This is a genomic window from Candidatus Tisiphia endosymbiont of Ditula angustiorana, assembly GCF_964026425.1.
GTDB lineage: Bacteria > Pseudomonadota > Alphaproteobacteria > Rickettsiales > Rickettsiaceae > Tisiphia.
The window spans coordinates 341196-358975 of sequence record NZ_OZ032143.1; the positions used below are offsets into that span (position 1 = coordinate 341196).

Here is a 17780-nt window from a genome sequence, read left to right on the forward strand (position 1 = left end):
TATATTTATTTAAATTTTTATCAAGTCGTGGTTTACTGTGAATGTTAAGCTAGAGATTTTTTGTTATTTCTCTAAACCAATTTGGTTTTTTATTTTAAACTTTTTTTTAATTTTTTAAAAATCATAGTTGATGACATCACCCCTAATGGCTATGATACTGAGCCACTATTAATTTATTACATCAAACTGAGGTAGTACTAGGAAAGGTTATGCTAAAGATGATTTTTATTTAAACAATAATTATGGAGAAGTTTTATTTCTGGATTTAAAAATAGTAATTTTCCTAAGGCTAATAGGGAAATTAGGGCTAGTCAAGTTCGTTTAGTCGATGAAAATGGTGAGATGCTTGGCATCGTTAATATTAGAGAAGCTTTGGAACGTGCAGAAAAAGTTGCTTTAGATTTGGTAGAAATTTCACCAAATGCCGAGCCACCTGTTTGTAAGATTTTGGATTTTGGTAAATTTAAATATGAGAGTAAAAAGCGTGTCCAAGACAGTAGGAAAAAACAAAGGGTTGTTGTCCTTAAAGAAATGAAGTTTAAGCCAAACATTAGTCAAGGTGATTTTAATGTGAAACTTCGCAAGATCAAAGATTTTTTGAAGGAAGGTGACAAAGTAAAAATTTCTCTATGGTTTAAAGGCAGAGAGATTATTCATAATGATATTGGTATGAAGTTATTTGACCGCATATCGTTAGAACTAGAGGGCTTAGCTAAAATTGATTCCGCTCCTAAAATGGAAGGTAAACAGATAATTATGTTAGTCAGTCCTGATCCAACCAAAATACCAACTAATTAGAACTATTTATGCCAATTAAAATTCTAATGCCAGCTTTATCGCCAACTATGACTGAAGGAAATATTGCAAAATGGCTTAAAAAAGAAGGAGATAAAGTTGTTCCAGGAGATGTTATAGCGGAAATAGAAACAGATAAAGCTACTATGGAAGTGGAAGCTGTAGAAGAGGGAATTCTTGCTAAAATAATTGTAGCGCAAGGTACAGACAATGTGCCGGTGAGTTCGCTTATCGCTGTATTACTTGAAGATGGTGAAGATGCCAGCTTATTGGATAGTTTTATAGCAAGTAGTGATAATTCTGCTAAACCATCTACAGAACCAATAATATCTATAGAAGAAACTAAGCCGGTTAAGTACGATCAGCAACCGCAAACAATGAATGTGAAAGCTTTAGGCAGGATATATGCTTCGCCTTTGGCTAAAAGACTAGCTGCTATTGATAATATCGATCTGTCAAATATTCAAGGTAGTGGACCTCATGGAAGAATAATAAAAAAAGATGTGTTATCATACTTAGTGCTACCCACAAATAGTGGTAAGATTAGGGCGGTGAACAGAAATAAAGAAGAGTACAGGTGCGTTCCCGATAATAATATTCGTAAAATTATTGCTAAACGTTTGCTTGAATCTAAACAAACCATACCGCATTTCTATCTCTCAATAGAATGTAATATGGATAAGTTACTTGATATTAGAGAAGATATCAATAAATCACTTATAGAAGAGAGTAAAATTAAAATTACTGTTAATGATTTTATTATTTTAGCAGTGGCAAAAGCTTTAAAAGCTGTACCGGAAGCAAATGTTAGCTGGGATGAGTCTGCTATTCGGTATTATAATAATGTTGATGTATCAGTTGCTGTGGCAATTGATAATGGTCTTATAACGCCTATAGTCAGAAATGCCGATCAAAAAGATATAATTACATTATCGCAAGAATTACAAACTCTTATAAAAAAGGCTCGAGATAATAAACTAACTCCTGAAGAATTTCAGGGAGGAAGTTTTTCCGTTTCTAACTTAGGTATGTACGGTGTTAAGAACTTTAGTGCTATAATAAATCCGCCACAAAGCTGTATCCTAGCAGTAGGAGCAAGCTCAAAACGTTCAATAGTTGAAAATAATCAGATAAAAGTCGCTACTATCATGGATGTTACTCTTTCTTCTGATCACAGAGTTGTTGATGGTGCTGTTGGAGCTAAATTTTTAGCTTCATTTAAAAAATTTATGGAGAGTCCTGCGTTAATGCTCATATAACGTTTGATTGGCATCCTACCCTCACCATAACTTAAAACTTAAATCATAGAATAAATTATGAGTTTTTCCGATAATCTAGCAAAAATCTTGAATAAACATGAAGAATTATCGAAAAAGTTGGCCACTGGTATAGTCGGAGATGAGTTTATAAAAGCATCGAAGGAATATGCCGAGCTAGAGCCTATTGTTCAAACAATTAATGAATATAATAAATATGTATCTGAATTGCACGACATCAAAGAGATGGCTCAAGAAGCAAATTTGGACAATGATACACAGACGATGATATATGATGAGGTGCATCGTTTAGAGATCCTGATGCCTAAATTAGAAAGGGCAGTAAAACTCTCTTTGTTGCCAAAAGATGAAGCTGATACAAAAAATGCTATTATTGAGGTAAGAGCTGGTAGCGGAGGAGAAGAAGCGGCGTTATTTGCTGCAACTTTATTTAATATGTATCACCGATACGCAGAATTAAAAAACTGGCGTTTTGAAATATTATCAATCTCTGATACTGGTATTGGCGGATATAAAGAAGCATCAGCACTAATTAAAGGACGAGATGTATTCTCTAAACTTAAGTTCGAATCAGGCGTCCATCGGGTGCAAAGAGTTCCTGAGACTGAGTCAAGTGGTAGGATACATACTTCTGCAGCTACTGTTGCTGTCTTGCCTGAAGCAGAAGATGTAGATGTTAAGATCGATGACAAAGATTTACGAATTGATACATATCGTGCATCGGGAGCCGGCGGACAACACGTAAATACCACAGAATCAGCGGTAAGGATTACCCATTTACCAACTGGTATTGTCGTTGCATTACAAGATGAAAAATCACAGCATAAAAACAAAGCTAAGGCTATGAAAATTCTTCGTTCTAGAATTTATGAAGCAGAGCGATATAAAAAGGATATGGAAAGAGCCGAGGTACGCAAAGGCCAAGTTGGTTCTGGTGATAGATCAGAAAGAATTCGCACCTATAACTTTCCACAAGGCCGAGTTTCTGACCATAGAATCAATCTAACCCTTTACAGAATAGAGGATATAGTAAAAAACGGGCAATTAGATGACTTTATTGAAGCTTTGATATCGGCTGATGAAGCAAGAAAACTTTCAGAAGTTTAAATTATAGCTTACTCATCATTGCGAGGAGCCGAAGGCGAACGAAGCAATCCACAAAAAATATAATAAGTAATTTGGATTGCCGCGTCGCCACTAAAGTTGCTCATCGCAATGACGTTGAAGAATTTTGTGTGCATCGCCTAGGTTAACGGGGTGTTACCCCTGTGAAAACTTTTTAAGAGCTTAAAAAATGATTAAAAATGAAATATTATCTTACCCAGAAGTAAAAAGTTTGAATGACCAATGTAAAAAGCTTGTTGTATTGTTACATGGGCTTGGTTCAGATGGGCATGACTTAATAAGCTTAGTTCCCTTTATATCTAAGGAATTGCTAGATTGTCATTTTATTTCGCCGCATGGAATTGAAAAATTTGATAATGCACCGTATGGTAGACAATGGTTTAGTCTAAATGATCGTACCTCTCATGTAATAGAGGAATTAGTTGCTAAAAATAGTGGTTTAGTTACAAAGATAATTCAAACAAAACAAGCAGAACTAAATTTAACTAATAAAGATACTATCATAATTGGTTTTTCACAAGGCACTATGATGGGACTATATTTAAATTTGGTACAAAAAGAGCCTTTTGCTTGTATGGTAGGTTTTTCTGGTAAATTAATTGCCCCACTAGAATGTATCAATAAAACTACGCCAGTTTGCATAATACATGGCGAATTAGACGATGTGGTTGATGTAAGTAGCATGGACGAGATAATAGAATATTTACAGAAATATAATATTGTTCATAGTAACTACAAGATACCAAATCTTATGCATTCTATTGATGATAGGGGACTACAATTTGCTGTTAAGTTTATAAATACTAAAGTACAGTAAATTTCTGCATTATAACTTAGTGCTTTATAATTTCTGTGCTATACTAGCTTTATAATTGATAACTACTAATAGCAACATATATGGATAAAATAACTCCTCGCGTGGATTTAGCTTTCAAAAAGATCTTTGGTGTTGAAGAGAATAAGGACTTGCTGATATCCTTGATTAATTCTATCGTTGGACAAGAGGATCAAGTGGCAGAGGTAACGCTGCTTAATCCATATAATCCTAAAAACTTTAAGAACGATAAACTCTCAATATTAGACGTTAAAGCCAAATCTGTTGATGGCAAAAGGTTCAATATTGAAATTCAAATTAGCGACGAAGCTGATTATGATAAGCGAGCTTTATATTACTGGGCTAAATTATATACCGAGCAATTAAAGGTAGCTCAGGACTATTCTACCCTAAGCAAAGCCATTGGTATTCATATTCTAAACTTTACTTCTATTCCGAATGTAACTAAGTATCACAATGTTTTTCATATAGTAGAAAAAGATAGTGGATTGTTGTATTTCAAGGATCTCGAATTACATACTATTGAGCTTAATAAGTTTACTGATAATTCTTATGAGGAATTACCTGATATACTGAAAAAAGTAAAAAACTCTCTAGATATGTGGATAGCTTTTTTAACAAGACATGATCTACTTAACAAAGATAATTTACCCAAAGAATTAGACAATGTTGCCTTAAAAAAAGCTCTAACAGTGCTAAATGTTATGAACTTTACTGATGAAGAACGGCAGGCCTATGAAGACCATCTTAAATGGCTTCGTATAGAAGCTAATACTCTGAAAAAACAACTGGAAAAAGGCAGAGAGGAAGGTAAAAAGGAAGGTAGAGAGGAAGGTAGATATGAAGAAAGAATATCTATGGCAAAAGAAATGCTATTAAACAATGAGCCGATGAAAAAAATTATTAAATACACTAAGTTAAGTAAATCTCAAATAGAAAATCTAAAATGACTTACGATCCTCAAACTGCTACACCTCTTGGTATAGTATTTGCGACGATCCTGTGTTAAAGTTGCAGTTAGCCGAGTTGGTTAAAGAACTATAATAGTCAAAATCAATAGTGTAGTGTATTTGAGTATATATGATTAGCTTATTATTGAATTTTTTATATATATTAAGAGTGGTAAGCAAGCAGCAAATACTGACTTATCCTGGTACAATAAGGTTACCATCTAGGTTGAAAATTCTTGGCTGGATGATAACCATAGTAGTTTATCCAATTGGTCTATTTAAAACACCAAAAGATGATTTTGGTATAAGGTTAACCGATTGTTTTAAAAAATTAGGTCCTGTTTATATAAAATTTGGTCAAACTCTTTCCACAAGACCGGATCTTATAGGAGTTAAGATTGCCAATTATTTGCAGACTCTTCAAGATAAGTTGCCACCTTTTAGTAGTAGTATAGCACGAAAGATTATTGATGAATCTTTTGGTCAAAGTACCGATGAGTTATTCTCCGTCTTTGAGGATATACCAATTGCAGCAGCTTCGATTTCTCAAGTACACAGAGCTAAGTTGAAGACCGGTGAATTCGTTGCAGTAAAAATATTACGCCCGAGAATTCATTATACATATAATAAGGATATTAAACTTTTATATATTCTTGCTAAACTAGTAGCAAGAATATTTATAAAATTTAAAAGATTGCGACCAGTAGCGGTAATAGATGTATTTAATACTACTATTAAATTTGAGCTTGACCTACGTTTAGAAGCAGCGGCAGCTTCAGAACTATCTGATAATCTGCAAAATGATGTTGATATATATATTCCTAAAGTTTATTGGCAACTGACTCATGAATATATAATAACCACAGAATGGGTAGATGGAATATCAATTTATGCTCGAGATAAGCTTGTAGAGCAGGGCTTAGATTTAACTAAAATAGCCAAAAGATTTGCTACAATATTTTTTAACCAAGTATATAGAGATGGTTTCTTTCATGCAGATTTACACCCCGGCAATATTTTAGTTAGGTCGGATGGTAGCATAGTGTTACTAGATTTTGGTATAATGGGTAGGTTATCTGATAAAGATAGAATGGCAATTGCTGAAAGCCTATTTGGTTTTTTAAGTAGAAACTATAAGTTAGTAGCACTTGTCCATCTTAGGGCTGGTTATATTCCTCAGAATACCGATCTTGATCTTTTTGCTCAGGCGTGCAGAGCAGTGAGTGAACCGATTATGGGATATGCCGTCAAAAATATTTCTATAGGTAGGTTACTTGCACAATTATTTAAAATCACCGAAGATTTTGGCATGGAGGTACAACCACAATTGCTATTATTACAAAAAACTATAGTAGTAGTTGAAGGGGTAGGGCAGCAACTTGATCCAGAAATTAACGTATGGCAGCTTATAGAACCATGGATCAAGAAATGGGCGGCTAAGAATCTTAGCCCAGAGGCAAAAATTCTTAGAATTTTAAAGCATGTTGTAGTGGAAATATTGGAGAGATTTAATAAATGAAAATAGTAACTTGGAATATTAATTCGGTACGTTTGCGACTTAGTTTGCTCAAAAAGCTAATTGATGAACATCAGCCTGATATTATATCACTGCAGGAGATTAAAACAATTAATGAATTATTCCCTCACCAAGCTATTAATGATATGGGCTACCAGCATATATATTGTTCAGGGGAAAAATCTTATAATGGAGTAGCAATTTTATCAAAATTTCCTTTTACCAATAAATTCATTCTTGAATTATATAATAGCAATAAAAGGCATGTAGCAGTAGAAGTTTTAGGTATTGAGATACATAATTTTTATGTACCGGCTGGTGGTGATATAGCTGATGTGAATGTTAATGAAAAATTTAAACATAAATTGGCATACGTCAAATTAATGCAAGAATGGTTAACCAATAATCGGAGTAAAGATAGTAAGATTATCATAACGGGAGACCTAAATATTGCCCCTCATGAGCATGATGTATGGTCTAGTCGTCAATTGCGTAATGTTGTCAGCCATACAGACATAGAGCGTTCAACTCTGTTGGAATTACAGGCTTCCTTAGGTTTTATCGATAGTAGCCGCTATTTCATACCGTATAATGAAAAATGTTATACTTGGTGGAGTTATAGAAATATAGACTGGCAAAAATCTAATCGGGGACGTAGATTAGATCATATTTGGACTAGTTCTAACTTACAAGATAAGATGCTATCTGTCAGTTCCTTATCAGAAGCTAGGAATTGGCTTATGCCCTCTGATCATGTACCTTATTTTTTAACATTGGGGAATGTTGGGTAAAAGGTAAAACTGTTATGTTAAATTCGTGTTATTAATGATTAATAATTTAAAAATTGTTGACATGAGTCCATCTCTAATTATATTAGATATATACAATTATTTTTGTTTAATATAAAAATTGCTTTTTACGTTTAAATTATAAAAAATATCTTAATTATGTAAATAAGAGGGAAATGTGCGTTTAAGTACACTAATAATGATATTATCTGTTTTTCTATTTTTAACAGGGTGTGTTGGAGATGGGGTTTTGATGCCGAAGGCTAATTTAGCCCAAGACATTACAGGTATCCAAGTAACATATATTTTACCACATGGGGTTGAACAAAATGCTGGGACAGTTAATGGACTAAGGTTCAAGCAATATAATTGTGGACCTGAGAGTAAAAGAGAAAGGTTACATATTAATTCTAAACATAATGGTTTGTTAATAGAAAGAAGGACTGACAATGGGGTGGCAGGTTCTGGTGTGATTTACAATGTTGACGTAAATACTATATCTAAGCCTGATAGCACATGGGTTATACTAACGCCTAAGACTCAAGAAACATACCAACAGGGTGTAGTTTTGCCATTTCCTGTGCCTGATTTTGATATAGAATCTTATTTATCAAGTGCTGTATTTGATTATGTATTTGAACTCAATTCATGTATTTGAACTCAATTCAGAATATAATGGTGATTCAATAAAAGCAAACTTTGATCGCCTGTTAGGTAAAGATAGCACTAATTACAGATTAAACCTTAATGATGAGCAATTTGACATTTCTATAAAAATATATCCTTACAGAAATGGAACAAAAGTTGTTGCCGATATTACGATATATAATCAAAAAACAAAAAATGGAGTGATTAATGTGATTCAAAAAATAGAAAGAGTCAAAGAAGAAATACGCAGAATAGTTAATTCTTAAGCAAGGTTAAGTAAATAATCTTAGGTATAGCTAACACGTTTAAGGGAGGTGATAGCCTTGGTATCATTCCCGCGTAGGTAGAGATCTAAAATAACTTAACACACCTATCTTGGTCATTTTTTTAGATTCCTGCATACGTAGGAATGACATAAACCCTCGCAGGGATGACATCGCTTTCTAGCTAAGCAAGATTAACATATACCTAAAACCTTTTCGGGTTAGCTATAATATAATTTTAAAATTGTGAAGATAACTTTATTGCAATCTGATCTTACCTCTTTATTATTTTAAAAAGTTATTAAAATAATAGAAGGTATGGAATTAATAAATGAAAGTTCAGGACTATAAATTTTATAATGATTTAATATCACAGATTGTGGTCGAGGAAGTTTGGTTATTTGGTTCTAGGGCAAGGAACGATAATCAGGATAGAGCAGATATTGATTTAGCTATAGTATGTCATAATGCTACTACTAAGGATTGGTTGAAATTACAAGAAATTGTTGATAATGCTGATACACTCTTAAAAATAGATTGTATAAGGCTTGACGAATTAGAGGACTCATCAGACTTAAAATTATCTATAATACGAGAAGGGGTGAAATTATATGAAAGATCCTAAAATAGAGTTAGGTTTCTCAAAGCTAAGTAGAGCTTTAATATCTTTAGAAGATATTGTATTTAAGCCCATGCTAGAAGATCGAAGTAATATAGATGCTAGCATTCAAAGATTTGAGTTTACAATAGAACTATTTTGGAAATTATTAAGGGTGATTCTTGAAAGCAAAGGAGTAGCAGTGCAATATCCTAAAGATGTTTTAAGAGAAGCATTTAAAGGACATCTGATTGATCATGAACAAGAGTGGTTAAAAATGCTGCTAGATAGAAATATTACCTCTCACACTTATGATGAGCAGCTAGCGGATAAAATTTATAATAATATTAGATCTTACATTCCCACATTAAGAAGTACATTTGATAAGTTGAACTTTCTTAATCAGCAATTATAACTTAACCTGAATTCGATGTAACTTGTTACATCGAATTCAGGTTATTAATAACCTCGAGTATCGATGTAAGAATAATTATTATTCTCTGCACGCTCGATGTCATCCCTGCGAAGGCAGGGATCTAAAAATGTTTAAGCACTTAATCCTTGCTACTTCTTTAGACCCCTGCCTACGCAGGGGTGACATCACCCACAATAGAGATGATACTGGGTCTAGTATTAACTTGTTACATCGAATTCAGGTTATTAATACATGATTATGATTTTTTTGTGGTAAAGGTTTTTGTTGCACTAATAATTCTATAATTAATTTTAATTTATCTAAGTTTTTTCTGTGTTTTTTTATATACTGCTCGTAAATGAAGAGTTGGTAGACGAAGATCAAAATCAACAAGTGCTAGGAGTGTCCAAGCCGAGGAACACAGCGTACATTAGTACGTGAGCACCGCAGGTCTTGGACAACGACAACGCAATTGTTGATTTTCATCGAGTATACGTTTTATATCTTTGCTAAAATTAGTGGTGTATACAGGTGTTAACACAAGCTCTATATACCTAGTTTTTTATACATTTCGTCAGTATTCCTGCACTTTATTAACCCAATATCTTTATCTGTTTCTTTAAATGTCTTAATTGTTTTTGCATTAGGTATTTTTAATTCAATAGGCCATTCATGTTTACGAGCTATATATTTATAAAGCATTGTTACCGCTTGAGATGGCGTAATACCTAACTCATACAATATTTCTTCTGCCTCTTTTTTTATTTCAGGTTCTATTCTTGCTCTAACAAATACAGATTTGTTCATAATGATCTCAAATTGTTTTTTTAATTGTAGCACTTATGAGACACTTATACAAGATAAGTTTTATAAATTAAGGATTCCATCTTTGACAAAGTAGTGTAAAAGTGTTACGCTACTTGTTAAGCACAAAAAAGCATAGAAAAATACCAAGTTACCCCAATTCGGGATAAGAATTAGTTAATTCTTATCCAAAATTCGCGTAAGTTTATTAGATAGGAGCAATTTAATTACTAATACTTCAAAAATACTTATTATTGATAATCAGAAAGCATTAAATGAATTCTGTCGACAGTTATTGGATTGTAAGACTATAAGTGTTGATACTGAGTTCTTGCGTAAAAATACCTATTTTGCTCAGCTTAGCATAATTCAAATTATGACCAGTAGTTACAAAGTGATAATTGACACTTTGAGTAATTTGGATCTTTCTCCTATTAACGAAATATTTTTGAACGATAAGATTCTTAAAATAGTTCATGCCCCTAGAGAGGATTTTGAGATATTTTATCATTTATTTAAGAAACTGCCAAAAAATGTTTTTGACATACAAATTGCAGCTGCTATTTGTGATTTTGGTAAATATTTGAGTTATGCGGATATATGTAGCAAAATTTGCTTCGTTCACATTGATAAAACTTACCAAAGGTCTGATTGGTTAAAGCGTCCAATTAATGCTAATATGTTAAATTATGCTATTAAAGATGTTGAATATTTAGAACCGGTTTATAAGGTATTGCAACAAATAATTCAAGATAATAACTTACAAAACGAATATGACGAGCAAATAAAATCTTTGCTTAATATTGAAAATTATATTGTTAATGTACAAAAAGCTTGGCAAAAAGTCAGATTCGATAATCATTCAGAGTCTTTTATTCATAAAATGAAAATTATGGCAGCTTATCGGGAAGAACAAGCCAGTACAATAGATTTACCAAGGAGACATTTTATTTCTGATGAGGAATTAGTACAGATTTGTCAATATTTACCTACCAGTAATAAAGATTTTGAAAATCTTAAATTAAATAGTCGCTATCTTAGTAAACAAAAATATAGAACTCAATTAGCAGATCTGTGTCTTGCTATACAAGAATTAGGTGAATAAAGGTACTTTATTTATGTTAATTGTGGAATAAATTTGCTATTTTCTAAAAGGTTAAGTAAAACAGCATCTGATATCTTTTGGCTTTTATTGCATGGCAATTTTTACTATAGTTTTTTTTAAAACCATTTCTGTATTACTGAGCGTAGTAATTGGTTTTTTAGCAGGAAGATATTCTAAAGTTGAGAGAGATAGTATAGCTTCTTTGTTATTCTATTTTATATCTCCTATTGTTTTTTTTGCTATTCCCGCCAGTACTACTTTGACTTTATCAGCATTAAGCGTTACTGTAGTTGTTTTTTTCATTGCCACTTCGTTATCAATATTTTCCTACTATTTTTTTGGGCGATATTGGCTTGATCATACACGAAACATTATAGCATTATCTGCGGGTACCGCTAATGGTGGTTATTTTATGTTGCCAATAGCTGCTGCTCTCTTTGATGATTATGTTTTAAGCATCTATATGATGGCAGTTATAGGAATAAATATTTTCGAATCATCAGTAGGTTTTTATATTTGTGCTAGGAGCTTTGCTAATAGTAGTGAAAGTATCTTAAAGGTTGTGAAGTTACCAATTTTAAACGGTTTTTTACTAGGTTGTTTATTTAGTTTTGCTGGTTTTACTTTACCTGATTTCCTAGATGATTTTATATATAACATGCGGGGGGCATTTTCTATACTTGGTATGGTTATGGTTGGTTTAGCTCTTTCAGCTTTGAAAAAGTTTGAAATAGACATAAAGTTTACTTTAGCTACTTTCATGGCAAAATTTTTATTCTATCCACTAGGGGTTAACATATTTATTCTTTTGGATAAGTTTGTTTTAGGATGGTATGATGAGAATTATTACAATGCTTTAAGGCTTCTTTCAACTGCTCCTATGGCAGCAAACGTAATTGTCATAGCCAGTTTACAAAAATTCTATCCAGAAAAAGTTGCTACCACAGTATTTCTTTCCCTGCTTTTTGGTGTAGTATATATACCAATTATGGTAACTATATTTTTAAGCGATTTGAATTAACCAATGAACACAGTGTGTGCAATGCGGGAAGGCTTTGTTGTGTGTATCAAAAACACCGACGTTAGTATGGTACTTACAGGATCAAAAACGATGTCATTCCCGTGTAGGCGGGAATGACATCGTCCTGAAATAAATTCAGGAGGACATACCCGACTTAAAATTAATTAGTAGAAAAAAATGATACAAAAATTTATCCAAGTTGGGTCTTATATTAATTGGTTAGGCTCACAATATATTCCAGCTCATAAAATAGCTTATCTTGAGTTTGGTGACCCTAATAATGAAAATGTAATAATTTGTGCCCATGGTTTAACTAGGAATGCTCATGATTTTGATAAAATCGCTATGGCATTAAGTGATAATTTTCGAGTAATTGCTATAGATTATCCAGGACGTGGGGATAGTGATGTTTTTAAAACGAAAAAGTATTATAATTATCAAGTATATGTAAAAGATACGGTGCTTTTTTTAAAAAAATTAGCTATTAACAACTGTATTTGGCTTGGTACTTCCATGGGTGGAATAATTGGTTATGTGCTAGCTAGTAAATATAAGGAACTTATCAAAGCAATGATTATAAATGATGTAGGACCTTTTATTCCAGCAGCTCCTTTGGTTAAAATCGGTCAATATGCAGGTCAAACTCCCTCATTTGTTGATTTAGTTAGTGCCAAGCAACATTTAAAGCTAATATATAGCCAATTCGGTATTAGTAGTGAGGAAGATTGGGATCATCTTGCCAAATATAGTTTTATAAAAATCCAAGATGGAAAATATAAAATGCATTATGATCCTGGCATCATACAAGGTATGAATGCTAATGCAGATAAGCCAAAAAATGTTGATATATGGACTATATGGAATAAGATTGTTTGTAAATTGTTGGTTATCCACGGGGCTAAATCAGAAATTTTACAACAAGATACTATTGAGGAGATGAAAAAAACCAAAGATTTTGATCTTTTCGTTGTTGATTATGCTGGTCATACACCTTCATTAATGACCGATGATCAGATTAGTTATATAAAATCTTGGGTAAATGCTTTGAAAATATAAAAATTTAGGTTGCTATGAATCGTTCTACTAAAGTACTTATTATAGGTTCAGGTCCTGCTGGACTGAGTGCAGCAATCTATACAGCTAGGGCAGCACTAAAACCGATATTATTGCATGGTATGCAGCCAGGTGGGCAGCTAACTATTACTACAGATGTTGAAAATTATCCAGGTTTTGCAGAGCCTGTTCAAGGTCCATGGTTAATGGAGCAAATGACACAACAGGCAAAAAATGTTGGTGCGGAAATTATCTATGATTATGTAGAAAAGGTTGATTTTTCAAAAAAACCCTTAGTGGTAACCACCTCGTCTGGTATAATTAGGGCGGACGGCGTTATAATATGTACCGGTGCAGAAGCAAGGTGGCTTAATATTCCTTCCGAAGCACAATTCAAAGGGTATGGTGTTTCAGCTTGTGCTACTTGTGATGGTTTTTTTTTCAAGAATCAGGATGTATTAGTTATTGGTGGGGGAAATAGTGCTGTTGAAGAGGCATTATATTTAACTAATCATGCACGTCAGGTGACTATTGTTCATCGCCGGGATAGTTTTAGAGCCGAGAAGATTTTACAAGAGAGATTATTTAAAAATCCCAAAATATCGGTCATTTGGAATCATAGATTGGTTGAGGTCATTGGTACTGATAATCCTAAATCGGTTAATTCAGCCAAGCTTGAAAACACTCAAACAGGTGAGCTTAGTTCAATTAATTGTACTGGTATATTTGTAGCAATTGGTCATATGCCGAATACTGGTTTATTCAAAGGACAACTAGATATAGATAGTGATAATTATATTATTACTAAACCAAATTCAACAGAAACCAGTGTTAAAGGTGTTTTTGCTGCTGGAGATGTACAAGATAAAATTTTTAGACAAGCAGTTACCGCTGCTGGTACGGGATGCATGGCGGCTTTGGAAGTAGAAAAGTTTTTAAACCATTAAATAAAAAATTATGCCTCGTAGTAAAAAAGAGAGTGATAAAGCAGATAAGTTAAGTGGATCAAATGAGACAAGTATAGTTTTGCCTGTTGCTCGAACTTTACCGGCAAATGTTCAGGCCGAGCAAATGTTAATAGGAGCAATTTTAGTCAACCATGATTACTTAAATACTGTCTCAGAATTCCTAAGACTAGATCATTTTTTTGAGCCGATACATCAAAAGATTTATAATGCTATTGAAGTTATTACCGAAAAAGGCTTAATTGCTACTCCGGTAACGCTTAGAAGTATGTTAGAACGAGATGAATTATTTCAGCAATTAGGTGGCAGTGACTATCTAAATAAGTTGGTTACTCTGTCAATGATGGTAATTAATCCTCTTGATTATGGAAGAATAATCTATGATTTGGCAGTAAGGCGTAGTTTAATTCAGATAGGGGAGGAGGTAGTTAATAATGCTTATGACTCCTCTTTAGAATATGATGCAACTCAACAAATAGAGCATGTAGAGGGTAAGCTTTATAACCTTGCTAGTGAAGGAATTAATGACAAGAGTTTTGTTAAAATTGCTGTGTCTCTTTCAGAGTCTCTTGCTAGTATTAACAGGGCGATGAAGAATTCTAATCACGTAATAGGTATTTCTACAGGATTAATTGATTTAGATAGGGAGTTATCAGGTTTTCATAATTCAGATTTAGTTATCATTGCTGCACGCCCATCAATGGGGAAAACAGCTTTTGCCATAAATCTTGCGATAAATGCTTGTAATTCTATGCAGTTAAAAAATAAGGAACAAGAAAAAGATAAGTCAGTAGGTTTTTTCTCTCTTGAAATGTCATCTGAGCAGCTTGCTACTCGTATTCTTTCCATGCATACTAACATTGACTCTTCAGCCTTACGGTCTGGTCATGTGACAGAAGAGAATTATAATCGATTACGTAGAGAAATTATAGCTCTTGACCTACCATTTTTTATTGATGATACGCCAGCTTTATCCATTGCGGCTATTCGTACTAGGGCAAGAAAAATGAAGCGTAAATATAATCTTGGTATATTATTTATAGATTATCTGCAGTTGATTAGAGGGATAAATAAATCTGATAATAGAGTAAATGAAATTTCGGAAATTACTCAAGGATTAAAAGCTATAGCAAAAGAATTAAATATCCCAGTAATTGCTTTATCGCAATTATCTAGAGCTGTAGAACTTAGAGAAGATAAGAGACCAATGTTATCTGACTTGCGAGAATCTGGGTCTATTGAACAAGATGCGGATATAGTGATGTTTATTTATCGAGAAGAATATTATCTAACTCGTAAAGAGCCTTCTTTGAGTGATGCAAAATACGCAGAAAAACACGCAGAATGGTTGAGTAATTTAAATCAAGTATATAATATTGCCGATATTATAATAGCAAAACATCGTAATGGTCGTGTTGGTAGCGTAAAACTTCAATATGATAGTCAGTATTCAAAATTTAGTAATTTACAGAAAACACTATAGGGATAATAAATGTTCAAGAAACCTTTAATATTTGGTATTGCTGGTACTAGTTTGACGGTGCAAGAAAAGGAATTATTGTCAAAAAATCCAATATATGGCTTTATTCTCTTTAAGAGAAATATTGTAGATCGAGAACAGTTACTGAAGTTAGTACAAGATTTAAGAGGCTTATATGACTATAATATATTGATTTTTGTCGATCAGGAGGGGGGCAGGGTTGCGAGGTTGAAGCCACCTATCATAGATCTAGAATATCCCCCTGCTGGTGATTTCGGTAAAATATATGATCAAGAAGGTGCAGAGAATGCATACTTAAAAGTTTTTGCAAATTATTCAAGTCTGATGAAGAGTTTAAAAGAATATAGAATAGACTCGCCATGTTGTCCAGTTGCTGATTTGCGTTACCCTTATACTGATAATGCTATTGGAGATCGTAGCTTTGGAGATTCTGTAGTAAAAGTAGTTGACTTATGTACAAAAACAATAGAGGCGATAGAAGGGCAGGGGGGCATTGCCATTATTAAGCATATACCAGGGCATGGTAGAGCTACGTGTGATAGTCATTATAAGTTGCCGCGTGTTACCAGTTTGCTTGCTGAATTAAATAATACAGATTTTGAAGTGTTTAGACAACTATCTAAAAATGCTAAGGCAGGATGGGCTATGACAGCTCACATTGTATTTGAGGCTTTAGATCCCAATTTACCAGTGACTTTATCGCCAATTGCCATAAAGTTCATTAGAAATGACATTGGTTTTAAAGGTATGTTAGTTTCAGATGATATTTGTATGCTTGCCCTGCATGGTGAAATTGGAGCTAAATACTCAATAGTTAAAAAACCTCTGACGATTTTTGAAAAGCAGGATTCTACGACTACTATAAGTGATCAAGATTTAGAAAAACTTATTGAATACGGAATTATTAAAGACAAATCCGACCAGACCGGACTAAAAAAATATTTAGTAGAAGAATTCCCAAAACTGAAGGCAGAATTTGTTACAAGTATAGCTAAAGTTGCTAGGCAAACTATTGCAGCTGGTTGCGACTTAGTGCTACATTGTAGTGGTGATATACAAGAAATGACTGCTGTTTGTCAGAACCATTAGGGGTGATGTCACCGCCATTATGTCATCCCAGCGAAAGCTGGGATCTAAAACTATACAACATACCTTCTATGCTATATACCTTCTATGCTATTTTTTTAGACCCCGCACCGAAGCAGGGATGACACCTTAGGTTATTAAACCGATGTCTTATACCATTTCCCATTATTAACTACACTAATACTACAGTTGTAGTTACTACCCAAAGCTGTCATTCTTAGCAACGGCGGGAATCTAAAAAAATAGCCTAAAAGACTATTAAACATTATTAGATCCCAGCTTTCACTGGGATGACATCATTTTGACATTAGTACTACAACTGTAGTGCTAAATAGTGTAGTTAATAATGGGAAATGGTATTACATCAATACTTGAGGTTAGCTAAAAGTGGGAATGACATCGAAGACACACTACTTATTTCAAGAGTTGTTTTTACAACTCTTGAAATAGCAAGAGTATACTTTATTTTATAGCAGTTACAGCTCTACGATTCTGTGCCCAAGCTGCTTCGTCACAACCCATAACAGCTGGTTTCTCTTTACCGTAAGAGATAGTATCAAGTCTGTTATTCTCAATTCCTAGACCAACCAAGTATTTTAGTACAGCTTCTGCTCTTCTTTCACCAAGTGCTAAGTTATACTCTCTTGTGCCTCTTTCGTCACAATGTCCTTCAATAGTAGCTTTAGTATGACAATGTTTTTTTAACCAAACGGCTTGTTTATTTAGCTGTTCTTTTGATTTACTTGAAAGATCTGATTTATTGAAAGCAAAAAATATCCTATCACCAACATTTCTTTCGAAATCAGCAGCTAAAGAACTTTCCTCGACAATAGGAGTCACCACCCCTTCTGCCGGTTTCTTTTTAGTATTACATCCAGAAAGCACAAATAGTGCTAAAAAAGCTATTGCAGTTTTTTTTAGTAGCATAATAAACTCCTTAATTTAAATAAAGCTATTGGTTATATTTGCTTAACAGAAAAATTGTTAAACATCTCATCTATGTATTATATATTATCATACTGCCACTTAAAAGCC

The 17780-nt window shown here is 33.4% G+C and carries 19 protein-coding genes; 17 read left to right on the forward strand and 2 right to left on the reverse strand.

Annotated features, from left to right (window positions below):
- Positions 1-255 precede the first annotated feature (255 nt).
- The 11 genes from infC (at position 256) to AAGD29_RS01495 (ending at position 9210) form a co-directional block, all read left to right on the forward strand.
- Positions 256-798, forward strand: a complete 543-nt coding sequence (infC, locus tag AAGD29_RS01445; RefSeq protein WP_410521220.1) for a translation initiation factor IF-3 — start codon at positions 256-258, stop codon at positions 796-798.
- Positions 799-806: 8 nt separating this feature from the next.
- Positions 807-2054, forward strand: a complete 1248-nt coding sequence (locus AAGD29_RS01450) for a pyruvate dehydrogenase complex dihydrolipoamide acetyltransferase (protein ID WP_341758236.1) — start codon at positions 807-809, stop codon at positions 2052-2054.
- 57 nt (positions 2055-2111) lie between these two features.
- Positions 2112-3179 carry a peptide chain release factor 1 gene (gene prfA, locus AAGD29_RS01455; protein ID WP_341758237.1) on the forward strand — a complete coding sequence of 356 codons (1068 nt, stop codon included), beginning with the start codon at positions 2112-2114 and terminating at the stop codon, positions 3177-3179.
- Positions 3180-3366: 187 nt separating this feature from the next.
- Complete coding sequence (locus AAGD29_RS01460) at positions 3367-4014, forward strand: dienelactone hydrolase family protein (protein ID WP_341758238.1); 648 nt, start codon at positions 3367-3369, stop codon at positions 4012-4014.
- An 80-nt stretch (positions 4015-4094) separates the two neighbouring features.
- Positions 4095-4982, forward strand: a complete 888-nt coding sequence (locus tag AAGD29_RS01465) for an Rpn family recombination-promoting nuclease/putative transposase (protein ID WP_341758239.1) — start codon at positions 4095-4097, stop codon at positions 4980-4982.
- A gap of 130 nt (positions 4983-5112) precedes the next feature.
- A complete protein-coding gene (gene ubiB / locus AAGD29_RS01470; protein ID WP_341758240.1) occupies positions 5113-6501 on the forward strand; it encodes a 2-polyprenylphenol 6-hydroxylase in 1389 nt (462 codons plus the stop codon).
- Positions 6498-7289 (forward strand): exodeoxyribonuclease III, encoded by a 792-nt coding sequence (xth, locus tag AAGD29_RS01475; protein ID WP_341758241.1) that lies wholly within the window; start codon positions 6498-6500, stop codon positions 7287-7289. Before ubiB ends, xth begins: the two co-directional genes overlap by 4 nt.
- 250 nt (positions 7290-7539) lie before the next feature.
- Positions 7540-7944, forward strand: coding sequence for a hypothetical protein (locus tag AAGD29_RS01480; protein ID WP_341758242.1), 405 nt, complete (start codon positions 7540-7542; stop codon positions 7942-7944).
- Positions 7922-8200, forward strand: a complete 279-nt coding sequence (locus AAGD29_RS01485; protein WP_341758243.1) for a hypothetical protein — start codon at positions 7922-7924, stop codon at positions 8198-8200. The genes AAGD29_RS01480 and AAGD29_RS01485 overlap by 23 nt, the downstream gene beginning before the upstream one ends.
- Positions 8201-8528: 328 nt before the next feature.
- Positions 8529-8822, forward strand: coding sequence for a nucleotidyltransferase domain-containing protein (locus AAGD29_RS01490; protein WP_341747307.1), 294 nt, complete (start codon positions 8529-8531; stop codon positions 8820-8822).
- Positions 8809-9210, forward strand: coding sequence for an HI0074 family nucleotidyltransferase substrate-binding subunit (locus AAGD29_RS01495; RefSeq protein WP_341758244.1), 402 nt, complete (start codon positions 8809-8811; stop codon positions 9208-9210). The genes AAGD29_RS01490 and AAGD29_RS01495 overlap by 14 nt, the downstream gene beginning before the upstream one ends.
- A gap of 546 nt (positions 9211-9756) precedes the next feature.
- Here the strand turns inward: AAGD29_RS01495 and AAGD29_RS01500 are convergent.
- Positions 9757-10017, reverse strand: coding sequence for a type II toxin-antitoxin system RelB/DinJ family antitoxin (locus tag AAGD29_RS01500; protein ID WP_341758245.1), 261 nt, complete (start codon positions 10015-10017; stop codon positions 9757-9759).
- A gap of 241 nt (positions 10018-10258) precedes the next feature.
- Here AAGD29_RS01500 and AAGD29_RS01505 point away from each other — a divergent pair, with 241 nt between their 5' ends.
- The 6 genes from AAGD29_RS01505 (at position 10259) to AAGD29_RS01530 (ending at position 16748) form a co-directional block, all read left to right on the forward strand.
- Entirely contained in the window at positions 10259-11119 is an 861-nt protein-coding gene (locus AAGD29_RS01505) for a ribonuclease D (RefSeq protein ID WP_341758819.1), read from the forward strand.
- A 91-nt stretch (positions 11120-11210) separates the two neighbouring features.
- Positions 11211-12140: an AEC family transporter gene (locus AAGD29_RS01510; RefSeq protein ID WP_341758246.1), complete on the forward strand. Its 930-nt coding sequence runs from the start codon at positions 11211-11213 to the stop codon at positions 12138-12140.
- Between the two features lie 177 nt (positions 12141-12317).
- Complete coding sequence (locus AAGD29_RS01515) at positions 12318-13196, forward strand: alpha/beta hydrolase (protein ID WP_341758247.1); 879 nt, start codon at positions 12318-12320, stop codon at positions 13194-13196.
- 14 nt (positions 13197-13210) lie between these two features.
- Positions 13211-14140, forward strand: a complete 930-nt coding sequence (trxB, locus tag AAGD29_RS01520; protein WP_341758248.1) for a thioredoxin-disulfide reductase — start codon at positions 13211-13213, stop codon at positions 14138-14140.
- A gap of 10 nt (positions 14141-14150) precedes the next feature.
- Positions 14151-15641 (forward strand): replicative DNA helicase, encoded by a 1491-nt coding sequence (locus AAGD29_RS01525; protein WP_341758249.1) that lies wholly within the window; start codon positions 14151-14153, stop codon positions 15639-15641.
- A gap of 9 nt (positions 15642-15650) precedes the next feature.
- Positions 15651-16748 (forward strand): glycoside hydrolase family 3 N-terminal domain-containing protein, encoded by a 1098-nt coding sequence (locus tag AAGD29_RS01530; protein WP_341758250.1) that lies wholly within the window; start codon positions 15651-15653, stop codon positions 16746-16748.
- 459 nt (positions 16749-17207) lie between these two features.
- On the opposite strand, the gene pal is transcribed toward AAGD29_RS01530, so the two are convergent.
- Positions 17208-17672, reverse strand: a complete 465-nt coding sequence (gene pal, locus AAGD29_RS01535) for a peptidoglycan-associated lipoprotein Pal (protein ID WP_341758251.1) — start codon at positions 17670-17672, stop codon at positions 17208-17210.
- Positions 17673-17780 lie beyond the last annotated feature (108 nt).

Bases quoted from the DNA above. Each gene is read 5' to 3' on its own strand.
- AAGD29_RS01450 (WP_341758236.1), top strand. From the start codon at position 807: ATGCCAATTAAAATTCTAATGCCAGCTTTATCGCCAACTATGACTGAA.
- prfA (WP_341758237.1), top strand. From the start codon at position 2,112: ATGAGTTTTTCCGATAATCTAGCAAAAATCTTGAATAAACATGAAGAA.
- AAGD29_RS01460 (WP_341758238.1), top strand. From the start codon at position 3,367: ATGATTAAAAATGAAATATTATCTTACCCAGAAGTAAAAAGTTTGAAT.
- AAGD29_RS01465 (WP_341758239.1), top strand. From the start codon at position 4,095: ATGGATAAAATAACTCCTCGCGTGGATTTAGCTTTCAAAAAGATCTTT.
- ubiB (WP_341758240.1), top strand. From the start codon at position 5,113: ATGATTAGCTTATTATTGAATTTTTTATATATATTAAGAGTGGTAAGC.
- xth (WP_341758241.1), top strand. From the start codon at position 6,498: ATGAAAATAGTAACTTGGAATATTAATTCGGTACGTTTGCGACTTAGT.
- AAGD29_RS01480 (WP_341758242.1), top strand. From the start codon at position 7,540: ATGCCGAAGGCTAATTTAGCCCAAGACATTACAGGTATCCAAGTAACA.
- AAGD29_RS01490 (WP_341747307.1), top strand. From the start codon at position 8,529: ATGAAAGTTCAGGACTATAAATTTTATAATGATTTAATATCACAGATT.
- AAGD29_RS01495 (WP_341758244.1), top strand. From the start codon at position 8,809: ATGAAAGATCCTAAAATAGAGTTAGGTTTCTCAAAGCTAAGTAGAGCT.
- AAGD29_RS01500 (WP_341758245.1), bottom strand. From the start codon at position 10,017: ATGAACAAATCTGTATTTGTTAGAGCAAGAATAGAACCTGAAATAAAA.
- AAGD29_RS01510 (WP_341758246.1), top strand. From the start codon at position 11,211: ATGGCAATTTTTACTATAGTTTTTTTTAAAACCATTTCTGTATTACTG.
- AAGD29_RS01515 (WP_341758247.1), top strand. From the start codon at position 12,318: ATGATACAAAAATTTATCCAAGTTGGGTCTTATATTAATTGGTTAGGC.
- trxB (WP_341758248.1), top strand. From the start codon at position 13,211: ATGAATCGTTCTACTAAAGTACTTATTATAGGTTCAGGTCCTGCTGGA.
- AAGD29_RS01525 (WP_341758249.1), top strand. From the start codon at position 14,151: ATGCCTCGTAGTAAAAAAGAGAGTGATAAAGCAGATAAGTTAAGTGGA.
- AAGD29_RS01530 (WP_341758250.1), top strand. From the start codon at position 15,651: ATGTTCAAGAAACCTTTAATATTTGGTATTGCTGGTACTAGTTTGACG.
- pal (WP_341758251.1), bottom strand. From the start codon at position 17,672: ATGCTACTAAAAAAAACTGCAATAGCTTTTTTAGCACTATTTGTGCTT.